This window comes from Streptomyces sp. NPDC043870 (genome assembly GCF_056435785.1).
Window position 1 is genome coordinate 22,215 of record NZ_JBWKDT010000054.1, and the last position, 14,319, is coordinate 36,533.

Genomic DNA, 14,319 nt, shown 5'->3' on the forward strand with positions numbered 1-14,319 from the left:
TTTCCCGCTCAACGTGCCCTACAACCCCTAATGCCCCCTACCTATCCCCGGGTAGGGGGAATACGTAGGGGGCACTGGATCCGGGGGAATTACTCGGAGGGTTGGCCATCTTCACCCAATAATCGGCAGGCCGTCAATAACGCCCGAGGCCCTTGTTGATAAAGGCGAACAGCTCCTCGTCGCTCGCGTCCTGGAGCTGTTCCACCTCGTCGAGGACGGAGTGCGCGTCACCTGCCGCGCCGCCGAGCCCGACGCCGGCCGCGGATCCGTATCCGCCACCCGTGTCGGCGGCGCTCCCGGCCGGGTCCTCGCCGGCGTTCCACTTCGCCAGCAGCGACTGCAGCCGCATGGTCACCCGGGCCCGTACGACGTTGTCGCCGGTGCCTTGCTCCAGTACGGCCTCCAGCCGGTCGAGTTCTTCCAGCAGCGGGGCCCCGACCGCCACCGCGTCCGGCACGATCCCGGCCCGCAGGTAGGCGGCGACCGCGGCGGGGGTGGGGTGGTCGAAGACCAGGCTGGCCGGCAGCTTCAGTCCGCTCACCGCGCCGAGGCGGTTGCGCAGCTCGACGGAGGTGAGGGAGTCGAAGCCCAGCTCCTTGAACGCCCGCCCGGCCTCGACGGCAGTGAGGTCGGCGTGGCCGAGGACGGCGGCGACGGCCGTACGGACCACGTCCAGCAGCAGGCGTTCCTGCTCGGCCTCGGGCACCCCGGCGAGCTGCTGCGTCAGCGGCACTCCCCCGGCCAGGTCCTCGGCGGACTCCCGCTCCGCGCTCTCGATGACCCGTCGGGCCTCCGGGAGTTCCAGCAGCAGCGGCCGGGCCCGGTCGGCGGTGAAGGCGAGGGTGAACCGCTTCCAGTCCATGTCGACCACGGTCAGGGTGGTCTCGTCCCGGTCCAGGGCGTGCCGCAGCGCGGCCAGGGTCCGCTCGGGGGCCATCGCGAGGATGCCGTGGCGGCGCATCCGGTCACCGACGGCGCCTTCGGCCATGCCGCCGTCGCCCCAGGGGCCCCAGGCGAGGGAGGTGGCGGGCAGGCCGGCGGCGCGCCGGTACTCGGCGAAGGCGTCGAGGAAGGCGTTGCCGGGGGCGTAGTTGCCGTGGCCGGGGCCACCGAAGGTGGCGGCTGAGGAGGAGAAGAGGACGAACGCGGACAGGTCGAGGTCTCGGGTCAGCTCGTGCAGGTGCCGGGTCGCGTCGACCTTGACCCGCAGGACCCGTTCGACCTGCTCGGGGGTGAGCGCCTCGATGACCCCGTCGTCGAGGACGGCCGCCGTGTGCACGACGGCGGTGAGCGGCTGCTCGGCGGGGACAGCGGCGAGGAGTGCGGCGAGGGCGTCGCGGTCGCCGACATCGCAGGCTGCGATCGTCACCTGGGCGCCGAGCGCGACGAGTTCCGCGCGAAGCTCGGCGGCGCCGGGCGCGTCGGGACCGCGCCGACTGGTCAGGATCAGGTGCTCGGCACCGTTCGAGGCAAGCCAACGGGCCACGTGGGCGCCGAGCGCGCCCGTACCGCCGGTGACCAGCGTCGTACCGCTCGGCCGCCATTCGCGTACCGCCGGGGTCTCGGCCAGACGGGCCCGGACGAGCCGACGTACGAACAGCCCGGTGGAACGGACGGCGACCTGGTCCTCGGCGGCGTCCCCGGCCAGGACACCCACCAGCCGGTCCAGGCTCCGGTCGTCGGCCTGCGCGGGCAGGTCGATCAGGCCGCCCCAGCGCTCCCCCTGCTCCATGGAGGCGACGCGGCCGAGACCCCAGATCAGCGCCTGCGCCGGGTCCTCGACCCGGTCGGACCGCCCGGCGGCGACCGCGTCGCGGGTGACGCACCACAGGGGCGCGGCCACGTCGACGTCACCGAGGGCCTGGACCAGCGCGACGGTCGACAGCAGTCCGGCGTACTCGCGCAGCCGCCCGGGGCCTTCGGTACCGCTGTCACCGATGGCGAGGAGGGAGAGCACACCGGCGAAGTCGGTGCCGTCGCCGGTGGTGGCCTTCAGGGTGGTGGTGAGCGCGTCCCGGTCGGCGGCGTCGGCCGGCACGGTCACCGTGCGGACGTCCGCTCCGCGGTCGGCCAGCGTACGCAGCACGGCGGCGGCCGTGTCACCGGCCGGACCGGCCAGGGCCTCGGGCACGACGACCAGCCAGGCACCCGACAACCGCGGCTTCGCCGGACCATCGGCCTGCGCCTTCCACGTGACGCGGTAGCGCCAGCCGTCGACGGTGGACTGCTCGCGGCTCTGCCGCCGCCAGGAGGACAGGCCGGGCAGGACAGTGCCCAGCGACTGGATCGCGTCGGGGGTGTCGAAGGCCAGGGCCTCGGCCAGCGCCGTCACGTCCTCGCGTTCGACGGCGTCCCAGAAGCGGGCGTCGAGCGCGCTTTCGGCGGGGAGCGCCTCCGGCTCGACCGGGGCCGCCTCCGGCCACAACCGCTGGGACTGGAAGGCGTAGGTGGGCAGGTCCACACGGCGGGCACCTGTCCCGGCGAAGACGGCGTCCCAGTCCACGGCCACACCGCGTACGTATGCCTCGCCGAGGGAGAGCCAGAAACGCTCCAGCCCGCCTTCGTTGCGGCGCAGGGATCCCAGGACGGCGGCCTCACGGCCGGCGTCCTCGATGGTCTCCTGCATACCGACGGTCAGCACCGGGTGCGGGCTGGACTCCACGAACACACCGAAGCCCTGCTCCAACAGCGTCCGGGTCGCCTCCTCCAGCTCCACCGTCTGCCGCAGATTACGGAACCAGTAACCCGCATCCAGCTCAGGCCCCTTGACCCACTCACCGGTCACGGTGGACAAGAACGGCACCCCGGCCGCCCGCGGGGCGATCGGCGCCAGCAACTCAGCCAACTCCTCACGCAGGAGGTCGACCTGCGCGGAGTGCGAGGCGTAGTCCACCGCGATCCTCTTCGCCCGCACGCCATCGGTCTCACAGGCGGCCAGGAACTCATCCAACGCCTGAACCTCACCGGAAACGACCACGGAGGACGGCCCGTTGGCCGCCGCGACGGAGATCCGCTCCTCACCCCACGGCGCGATCCGCACCCGAACCTCAGCAGCCGGCAACGGCACCGACACCATGCCACCCAACCCCGCCAGCACCCGGCCGATGGCCTGGCTCCGCAACGCCACCACCCGGGCCGCGTCCTCCAGCGACAGAATCCCCGCCACACACGCGGCCGCGATCTCACCCTGCGAGTGACCGATCACCGCACCCGGACGCACACCCGCCGCCCGCCACACCTCCGCCAACGACACCATCACCGAGAACAAAGCCGGCTGGACCACATCCACCCGGTCGAGGGTGGGCGCGCCGTCAGCGGCGCGGAGCACGTCCACCAACGACCAGTCGGTGAAGGGCTCCAGCGCCTTCGCACACTCATCCACCTGGGCTGCAAACACGGGTGAAGCGTCCAACAGCGCTTCCGCCATGCCCACCCATTGCGACCCCTGTCCCGGGAACACGAACGCGGTCTTACCGCCGACCACGGACCCCGTCACCACACCGGCAGCCAGGCCACCCGCGGCCACCGCGCCCACACCCGCGGCCTGATCACCCAGCACCACCGCCCGATGCTCCAGCCCCGCACGCGTCGACGCCAGCGACCACCCCACATCCACCGGATCCACATCCGGCACGCCAGCCAGCCAACCGCCAAGCCGCTCGGCCTGCGCCCGCAGCGCCGCGGCGCTCTTGCCGGACAGCACCCACGGCACCACCGGCATGCCCGAGCGCCCATCAGCCTCCGCGTCCTCGGCGGCCTCAACCTCAGCCTCAGACTCCGGTGCCTGCTCCACGATCACGTGCGCGTTCGTCCCACTGAACCCGAAAGACGACACACCCGCACGACGCGGATGCGTCGTCTTCGGCCAGGTCGTCTGCTCCCTGAGCAGCGCGACCGCGCCGGACTCCCAGTCCACGTGGGGCGAAGGCTCGTCGATGTGGAGGCTCTGCGGCAGCACGCCGTGCCGCATGGCCAGCACCATCTTGATCACGCCCGCGACACCGGCCGCCGCCTGCGTGTGCCCGATGTTGGACTTGACCGACCCCAGGAGCAGCGGCCGGTCCGCCGGCCGGCCCTGGCCGTACGTGGCCAGCAGGGCCTGCGCCTCGATCGGGTCACCCAGCGAGGTGCCCGTGCCGTGCGCCTCCACCACGTCGACCTGGTCGGTGGAGAGTCGGGCGTTGGCCAGGGCCTGCCGGATGACCCGTTGCTGCGAGGGGCCGTTGGGGGCGGTGAGGCCGTTGGAGGCACCGTCCTGGTTGATCGCCGAGCCCCGAACGACGGCCAGCACGGGACGCCCGTTCTTGCGCGCGTCGGAGAGCCGCTCCAGCAGCAGCACGCCCACGCCTTCCGCCGGGCCGAAGCCGTCGGCGCCCGCCGCGAACGCCTTGCACCGACCGTCCGTGGAGAGTCCGCGCTGCTTGCTGAACTCCACGAACAGCCCAGGGGTGGACATGATGTGTACGCCGCCCGCGACGGCCAGCGAGCACTCGCCGGCCCGCAGCGCCTGCACCGCCAGGTGGAGGGCGACCAGCGAGGCCGAGCAGGCGGTGTCGACGGTGACGGCCGGGCCCTCCAGGCCGAAGGTGTAGGAGAGCCGGCCGGAGAGCACGCTGGAGGCGTTGCCGGTGCCGAGGTGGCCCGCGTAGTCCTCGGCCGCTTCCAGCAGCGGAGTGAGGTAGTCGGAGCCGTTCATGCCCACGAACACGCCGGTGCGGCTGCCGCGCAAGCCGGTCGGGTCGATGCCGGCCCGCTCGAACGACTCCCAGGAGGTCTCCAGCAGCAGCCGCTGCTGCGGGTCCATCGCCATGGCCTCGCGCGGGGAGATCCCGAAGAGCTGGGCATCGAACGCGGAGGCCTCGCTGAGGAAGCCGCCCTCGCGGGTGGTCGAGGTGCCCTGGTCGTCGGGATCGTCCGAGAACAGGTGGTCCAGGTCCCAGCCACGGTCGGTGGGGAATTCGGTGAGGGCGTCGCCACCGGCGGCCAGCAGGTCCCAGAGTTCTTCGGGAGAGCGCACGCCGCCGGGGAATCGGCAACTCATGGCCGTAATGGCGATGGGCTCGTGGGCCTGGCTCTCGATGTCCCGCAGACGTCCGTACGCCTCATCGAGATCCGTCGTCACCTTCTTGAGGTATTCGCGGAGCTTTGCTTCGTTCGCCACTGGCGCTTCACCTATTCGCGTGATCGAGACCGTGGATGGGCTTGAAAAGTTCAAGGAGGTCGGGGGAACCCGAGGGTATTGAGGAAATTCGGCAAGCCGGTGGCCGTACCGCCGGAACAGGGGTTCCGGCGGTACGGCCTGGGGGTGGCTGGGGTTCAGCCCTGGCCGAACTTCTTGTCGATGAGGGCGAAGAGCTCGTCGTCGCTCGCGTCCTCGATCTCGCCGACCGCACTCCCTCCGTCCGGCCTACGGGCGTCGTTCCACTGGGCCAGCAGGGCCTGGAGACGCACCGCGATCCGCGCGTGGGCCGCGTCGTCGCCGGCCGCGGCCGCCAGCTCCGTCGGGTCCAGCGAGGAGAAGGTGGATTCCAGGCGGTCCAGTTCCTCCAGCACCGAGAGGGTGCGCCCACTCGTGCCCTCGGGGGCCAGCTCGCTCAGCAGCTGCCGGGCGAGTTCGGTCGGGTTCGGGTAGTCGTAGATCAAGGTGGCGGGCAGCCGGAGCCCGGCGGCCGCGCCGAGCCGGTTGCGCAGCTCGACAGCGGTCAGCGAGTCGAACCCCAGATCCTTGAACGCCTGCTCCTCGCCGACGAGTTCGGCCGACCTGTACCCGAGCACACCGGCCACCTGGCCGCGCACCAGGTCCAGTACGGTCCGCTCCCGCTCGGCGGCGGGGAGTCCGGCCAGCCGCTGGGCCGTCGTCTGCTCCCCGGCCCCGTCTGACCCGGCCGCCCCGGCCGTCGCGGCCGTTCCGTTCGCGGTGTGCGACCCCGTACCGGGCGCCGCGGCCGCCGTCCGCCGCCGCTGCCGGACCGGAGTCCGCACGAGGCCGCGGAACATGGGCAGGATCCCACCGTCCGCCGCCCGGGCCCGCAGGGTCGGAAGGTCGATCGCGACCGGCAGCAGCACCGGCTCGTCCTCCGCCGCGAGCGCGGCGTCGAAGAGCGCCAGGCCGTCCTCGGCCGAGAGCGGTACGACCCCGCCGCGTGCGGCACGTTCCCGCTCGGCCTCGGTGAGCCGGCCCGCCATGCCGCGCTCCTCGGCCCACATGCCCCACACCAGGGACAGCGCGGTGAGCCCGCGGGCCCGCCGGTGCCGGGCGAGGGCGTCGAGGAAAACGTTCGCCGCGGCGTAGTTGGCCTGGCCGGCGCCACCGAGGGTACCGGCGGCGGCGGAGAACAGGACGAACGCCGAGAGGTCGAGGTGGCGGGTCAACTCGTGCAGGTGGAGCGCCCCTTCGACCTTGGGGCGCAGGACCCGGTCCACGCGCTCGGGCGTGAGCAGGTCCACGACGCCGTCGTCCAGGACGGCCGCGGTGTGCACGACCGCGGCCAGCGGGCGCTCGGCCGGTACGGACGCCAGCAGCGCGGCCAGCGCGTCCCGGTCGGCGACATCGCACGCCGCCCAGGTGACGTTCTCGGCGCCCAACGCGGTGAGTTGCTCGATGAGTTCGGCGGAGCCTTCGGTATCGGCACCCCGGCGGCCGGTGAGCAGCAGGTGCCGCACACCGTGCTCGGCGACCAGGTGCCGGGTGAGGAGCCCGGCGAGACCGCCGCCGGCCCCGGTGACCAGGACCGTACCGCGCGTGTCGATACGGCGGCCTTCCGTGTCCTCGTCGGCCGTGGCCGCCGGGACGCGCACCCGGGCGAGCCGGGGCACGTACAACGCGCCGCCACGTACCGCCAGTTCGGGCTCGTCGGACGCGAGGGCGGCGGGCAGGACCCGGGCGACGGTATCGGTGGCGTGGTCGGCGTCGTCGAGGTCGACGAGGACGAACCGGTCCGGGTGTTCCGTCTGCGCGGCCCGGACCAGTCCCCACACCGGGGTGTGGGCGAGGTCGCCGGCCTCGGCATCCGTGTGGGCGGCCACCGCGCCACGGGTGACGACGGCGAGCCGAGCGCCGGCGAAACGCCCGTTGCCCAGCCAGCCCTGCACGGTCGCGAGGGCCCGGTGCGTCGCCTCACGCACCTCGGGCACGGCCTGCGCGGTGGTATCGACGTCCCGTCGGCCGGAGTCCGCCAGGAAAGGCACGACCACAGTGTCGGGCATCGTCTGCCGACCGGAGCTGACGGCCTCGTCCAGCGCGGCGAGATCGCCGTACGTGGCGACGCCGGACGCTCCCGCGCGGCCCAGGGCGGCGGCGAGGATCTCGCGGCCCTCCCCGATCACCGCGAGCGTGGCGGCGGCCGGTCGAGCCAGGGCCGTGGTACGGACCCAGTCGAGCCGGAACAGCGAGTCGTGCACCCCGACCGGGGCCACCGCGAACCGCTCGACGTCAAGCTCCCGGGTCACCAGGGCCTCGACGGACGCGACGGGCGCGCCCTGCTCGTCGGCCAGCTCGACGGCAACGGTGTCCGGACCGCCGGGGGTGATCCGCAGGCGCACCGCGTCCGCCGCGACCGCGTGCAGCCGTACCCCGCGCCAGGAGAGCGCTTCCCGGCCGGTGGCTCCCGTCGCCGACGCAGCCGCAGCCTGAACGGCGATGTCGAGCAGGGCCGGGTGGAGCGCGAACCCGCCTGCGGCGGCTCGCAGTTCATCGGTCAGACGGGCCTCCGCGAAGACTTCCTCGCCCCGAACCCAGACCTGGGTCAGGGTCCGCAGCGCCGGACCGTGATAGAGCCCGGCGGCCATGAGCCGGTCGCGGACCTCCTCGACGGAGCCTTCCACGACGTCGGCGGGCGGCCAAGCCCCGCTGTCCGCAATGTCGCCGGCTTCGCTCTCCTCGGTGAGGAATCCGGTGGCGTGACGGTCCCAGGCCCCTTCGCCGCCGCCCTCGACCGCCTCCGGGCGGCTGTGGACCTGCACGGAGCGTCGGCCGGTGTCGTCCGCCCCGCCCACAGTGAGCCGGAGCTGTACGGCCCCGTCCTCCGGGAGCACGAGCGGCACCTCGCTGACCAGCTCCTCCAGCCGGCCGCAACAGACCTCGCCCCCGGCCCGCAGCGCGAGTTCGACGAAGACCGATCCGGGCACGACCACGGAGTCGGCCACGACGTGGTCCGCCAGCCATGGATGCGTACGGCGGGACAGCCGACCGGTGAACAGGAACCCACCCGAGTCCGGTAGCTCGACCGCCGCACCGAGCAGGGGGTGCCCGGCCGCTTCGACGCCGAGCGAGGCAGCGTCCTCCAGCGGGGCGAAGGCATCGACCCAGTAGCGCTCGCGCTGGAAGGGGTAGGTGGGCAGGTCGACGCGGCGGGCGCCGGTGCCGGCGTAGAAGGCCGCCCAGTCGACGGTGACGCCGTGGACGTGGGCCTGGGCGAGCGCGGTGACCGCGGTCTCGGCCTCGGGCCGGCCCTTGCGGAGCACGGGCACGAAGCCGGCGTCCCCCGTCACACAGTCCTGCGCGAGCGCGGACAGCACACCATCAGGGCCGAGCTCGACGTACGCCGTCACACCCGCGGCCTCCAAGGCGCGGACACCGTCGAGGAACCGGACCGCCTCACGGACGTGCCGCACCCAGAACTCGGCCGAGCCCATCTCGCCCTCGGACACAAGGGCGCCGGTGAGGTTGGAGACGATCGGAATCCGCGGAGCGGCGAAGGACAGTTGCTCCACGACCTGGCGGAAGTCGGCCAGCATCCCGTCCATGTGCGGGGAGTGGAAGGCGTGGCTGACGGTGAGCCGTTTGGTCTTGCGGCCCTGCGATTCGAAGGACTCGGCGATCGCCGCCGCCGCATCATCGTCACCGGCGATGACGACCGACTGCGGACCGTTGATCGCCGCAATGCTCACGCGATCGGTCAGCAGCGGCAGGACCTCGTCCTCCGAAGCCTGCACCGCGATCATCACGCCACCCGTCGGCAGCGCCTGCATCAGCCGGCCACGAGCCACCACCAGCGCACACGCGTCCTCCAGCGAGAACACACCCGCGACATGCGCGGCGGCGATCTCACCGATGGAGTGCCCGGACAGGAAGTCCGGACGGATGCCCCAGCCCTCCACCAGCCGGAACAGCGCCACCTCGACCGCGAACAGCGCCGGCTGCGTGTACTCCGTCCGGTCCAGGACCGCATCGTCCGACCCGAACAGCACCTCCCTCAGGGGCAGTTCCAGGTGCGCATCCATGCGGGCGCACACCTCGTCCAGCGCGTCGGCGAACACCGGGTAGGCGTCGTACAGCTCACGCCCCATCCCGAGCCGCTGACTGCCCTGCCCCGTGAACAGGAAGGCCACCTGCTGCTCCGTGCCGGCCACACCCCGGGTGAGCTCGGCGACGGAGTCGCCCGCCGCCAGCGCGGTCAGCGCCTCGCGGTACCCCTCCCGCGTTCCCGCGGTGATCACGGCGCGGTGGTCGAACACCGCTCGGCCCGCCGCGAGCGAGTGACCGACGTCCACCGGGCGCAGCTCGCCGTGTTCGTCGAGGTGGGCGAGGAACCGGACGGCCTGCTCGCGCAGGGCGGCCTGCGTCCTGCCCGACAGGATCCACGGCCAGGTGCCGGGGGTCTCGGCGTTCTCCGTCTCGGGGACCTCCGGTGCCTGCTCCAGGATGGTGTGTGCGTTGGTGCCGCTCACGCCGAACGAGGACACCGCGGCGCGTCGCGGACGATGCGTCTCGGGCCATGCCCGCTGCGCGGTCAGCAGCTCGATGTCGCCGGCGGTCCAGTCGACGTGCGGCGTGGGCTCATCCACATGCAGGGTCTGCGGAAGCACCCCATGCCGCATCGCCATGACCATCTTGATCACGCCGGCCACACCGGCCGCCGCCTGCGTGTGCCCGATGTTCGACTTGACCGAACCCAGCAACAACGGCCGACCGTCAGGCCGCTCCTGACCGTACGTCGCCAGCAGCGCCTGCGCCTCGATCGGATCACCCAGCCGCGTACCCGTGCCATGGGCCTCGACCGCATCCACCTCCGTGGCCGACAGCCCGGCACTCGCCAACGCGGCACGAATCACCCGCTGCTGCGAAGGCCCGTTCGGCGCCGTCAGACCATTACTCGCACCATCCTGATTGACCGCCGAACCCCGCACCACAGCCAACACCGGGTGACCATTACGCCGAGCATCCGACAACCGCTCAACCAACAGCATGCCGACACCCTCACCCCACCCAGTACCGTCCGCACCCGCCGCGAACGCCTTGCAGCGGCCGTCCGCCGCGAGCCCGCCCTGCCGGGCGAACTCCACGAACGCACCCGGTGTCGACATCACGGTCACACCACCGGCCAGAGCGATCGAGCACTCGCCGTTGCGGAGCGCCTGCACCGCCAGGTGCAGCGCCACGAGCGACGCCGAGCACGCGGTGTCGACAGTGACGGCCGGGCCTTCGAGCCCGAACACGTACGACAGCCGGCCGGAGACGACACTCGCGGAGTTTCCGGTGCTCATGAAGCCGTCGCCGCCGTCGGCGGAGTTCAGCACCAGCGACAGGTAGTCCTGACCATTGGTGCCCACGAACACACCGGCCTGGCTGCCGCGCATCGACGAGGGGTCGATTCCGGCCCGCTCGAAGGCTTCCCAGGAGGTCTCCAGCAGCAGCCGCTGCTGCGGGTCCATGGCCAGGGCCTCGCGCGGCGAGATGCCGAAGAAGCCGGGGTCGAACTGCGCTACGTCGTAAAGGAATCCACCTTCTCGGGCGTACGAGGCTTCCTGTTCGGACCGCGGCCCGAACAGTTCCTCGGCGTCCCAGCCGCGGTCGGCCGGGAACTCGCCGATGCCGTCGCCGCCGGCCGCGAGCAACTGCCACAGATCCTCGGGGGTGCGCACCCCGCCGGGGAAGCGGCAGCTCATGGCGACGATCGCGACCGGGTCGTCGTCAACGGCCTTGGCCGTCGGGACGATGGCGGTCACCGCCGCTTCGCTGCCGAGCAGTTCACCGCGCAGGTAGTCGGCCAGGTCGGCGGAGGTGGGGTAGTCGTAGATCAGTGTGGCCGGCAGCCGCGACTCGGTGGCGGCACCGAGTCGGTTGCGCAGCTCGACCGCCGTCAGCGAGTCGAAGCCGAGCTCCTTGAACGCCCGTCCCGCACCGACGCTTTCCGCGCCGGCGTGACCGAGGACCGCGGCGACCTCCTTGCGTACGAGGTCGAGCAGGAACCGGTCCCGCTCGGTGGCGGACAGGCCCGCCAGCCGCTGCACGAGGGAGTGACGGCCGTCGGCCGTCCGATCCGTCCGGCCGCCCTCGTCGTCGCCGCGTGCGGCGAAGGCGCGGCGGGCCTCGGGGAGTTCGGCGAGGAGCCGGCTGGGGCGCACTGCGGTGAAGCCGGGGGCGAACCGGTCCCAGTCCACGTGCACGACGGTGACCACGGTGTCGTTGGCGTCGAGGGCGCGGTGCAGGGCGTCGATGGCCGATTCGGCGGCCATCGGCGGTACGCCGCCCTTGCGCATCCGGGCGTCCAGCGCGCCGTCGGTCGCCATGCCTCCCTCGGCCCACGGACCCCACGCGATCGAGGTCGCGGCCAGGCCGGCAGCGCGCCGCTGCTCGGCGAGAGCGTCCAAGTAGGCGTTCGCGGCCGCGTAGTTGCCCTGACCGGCCGTGCCCCACGTGCCCGTGACGGACGAGAACAGCACGAAGGCGGAGAGCTCGATGCCCAGCTCTACGGTCAGCTCGTGCAGGTTCAGCGCGGAGACCGCCTTGGCCCGCAGCACACTCTCGAACCGGTCGGGCGTCAGGGCGTCCAGGACGCCGTCGTCGAGGATGCCGGCGGTGTGGACGACCGCCGTGAGGGTCGCCGCCTCGGCGGCGAGCAGCTCGCGGAGGGCATCACGGTCGGCGGCGTCACACGCCACCACCGAGACCTCCACGCCCAGCTCCGACAGCTCGGCCGCGAGCTCAGCCGCGCCCGGCGCCTCCGCCCCCCGCCGACTGGTCAGCACCAGACGCCCCGCACCCGCAGCGGCCAGCCACCGCGCGACCCTGCCCCCCAGAGCACCCGTACCACCGGTCACGAGAACCGTGCCGGACGGCGCCCACGAGTGGTCACCTTGCGCGCCAACGGCACGGACCAGCCGCCGACCGAAGGCTCCGGAGGACCGCACCGCGACCTGGTCCTCACCGCTACCACCGGCCAGTACACCGACCAGACGGGCCATCGCCCGCTCGTCCCACACCTCAGGCAGGTCCACCAGACCGCCCCAACGCTCAGGAACCTCCAGCGCGGCCACCCGACCCAGACCCCACACCTGCGCCTGCACCGCCGAAACCAGACGGTCCGAACGCCCCACACTCACAGCACCACGGGTCAGGCACCACAGCGGCGCCTCCACCCCGGCATCGCCCAACGCCTGCACCAGGCCGACCGTGGACAACACCCCGTGGGCCTCATCCAGCGCCAGCAGCGACACCACACCGGCGGCGGAGTCGACGTCGGACAGCAGCCCGGCGAGAGCAGCCCGATCCAAGCCCCCCTCGACAACAACCCGCCGGACCTCAGCCCCACGGCCGGTCAGCGCATCCACCAAGGCCGTGTCATCCACGCCCTCGGCAGGCACAACGACCAGCCAGGACCCCGACAGCCGCACGCCGGCCGCACCATCGGTCAGAGGCTTCCACGACACCCGGTAACGCCAGCCGTCCGCCTCGGACCGAGTGCCCGGCTCGCTGCGGCGCGCGAGAACTGCCTCAGGCCAGTACCGCCGGCGTTGGAAGGCGTAGGTCGGCAGGTCGACGCGCACGGCTCCGGGTCCGTAGACCGCCTGCCAGTCGACGGAGATGCCACGGACATGGCTCCGGGCCAGGGCGCCCATCACCGTTTCCGGCTCCGGACGGCCCTTCCGGACGAGCGGCACGAACGCCGCCGCCCCGTCTTCGCTCAGACACGACTGGCCGAGGGCGGACAGCACACCGTCCGGGCCGAGTTCGACGTACGTGGCCACGCCGGCGGCCTCCAGGGCACGGACGCCATCCAGGAAGCGGACGGCCTCCCGGACGTGCCGGACCCAGAACTCCGCCGAGGACATCTCGCCCTCGGTGACCAGGGCCCCGGTCAGGTTCGACACAACCGGAATGCGCGGCGCGGCGAACGACAGCCCCGTCACCACCTGGCGGAACTCCTCCAGCATGCCGTCCATGTGCGGCGAGTGGAAGGCGTGACTGACCGTCAGGCGCTTGATCTTGCGGCCCTGCGCCTCGAACTCGGCCGCGATCGCGACCGCCGCGTCCTTGTCACCGGCCACGACCACCGACTCCGGGCCGTTCACCGCCGCGATGCCCACGCGGTCGGTCAGCAGCGGCAGGACCTCGTCCTCCGAAGCCTGCACCGCGATCATCACCCCGCCGGCCGGCAGCGCCTGCATCAGCCGACCACGGGCCGCCACCAGGGCACACGCGTCCGCCAGCGAGAAGACGCCCGCGACGTGCGCGGCGGCGATCTCACCGATGGAGTGACCGGACAGGAAGTCCGGCTTCAGACCCCACGACTCGACCAGCCGGAACAGCGCCACCTCGACCGCGAACAGCGCCGGCTGCGTGTACTCCGTCCGGTCCAGAACCGCGTCATCGGACCCGAACAGCACCTCACGCAGCGGCACAACGAGATCGAACCAGGCACACACCTCATCCAGCGCGTCGGCGAACACCGGGTAGGCGTCGTACAGTTCACGCCCCATGCCGAGGCGCTGACTGCCCTGCCCGGTGAACAGGAAGGCGACCTTCCCGCCGACCGGCGAGCCCGTCACCACTCCCGCCGCCGTGTCCCCGTCCGCCAGCGCCCCGAGGCCAGCCAGCAGACCATCACGATCCGTGGCGACCACCGCCGCACGCTCGTCGAACGTCGAGCGGACGGTCGCCAGGGTCCTGCCGACCTCGGGCAGCGGAAGCTCCGGCTGCGCGAGCAGCCGCGCCCGCAGGCTGTCGGCCTGGGCCCGGAGGCCCGCGTCGCTCTTCGCCGAGATCATCAGCGGCAGGGCCTGGAGGCTCGGACCGGCAGGCTCGACCTCGTCGCCGGCTGCCTCCGCCTCCGGGACCTGCTCGATGATCGTGTGCGCGTTGGTGCCGCTGAAGCCGAACGAGGAGATACCGGCCCGGCGCGGACGCCCGGTCTCCGGCCACTCCCTCGACGCGGTCAGCAACTCGATGTCGCCCGCCTCCCAGTCCACCTGCGGGGAAGGCTCGTCGATGTGGAGGCTCTCCGGCAGCACGCCGTGCTGCATGGCCAGCACCATCTTGATCACGCCGGCGACACCGGCGGCGGCCTGGGTGTGGCCGATGTTCGACTTGATCGAGCC

At 72.5% G+C, this 14,319-nt stretch carries 2 protein-coding genes; both read right to left on the reverse strand.

Annotated elements, in window-relative coordinates; genetic code table 11:
- Positions 1-133 precede the first annotated feature (133 nt).
- Positions 134-5,161 (reverse strand): type I polyketide synthase, encoded by a 5,028-nt coding sequence (locus tag AC0699_RS35540; RefSeq protein ID WP_478668997.1) that lies wholly within the window; start codon positions 5,159-5,161, stop codon positions 134-136.
- Between the two features lie 155 nt (positions 5,162-5,316).
- Positions 5,317-14,319 (reverse strand): SDR family NAD(P)-dependent oxidoreductase (locus tag AC0699_RS35545; RefSeq protein ID WP_478669001.1); only part of this gene is annotated, 9,003 nt, incomplete at its 5' end.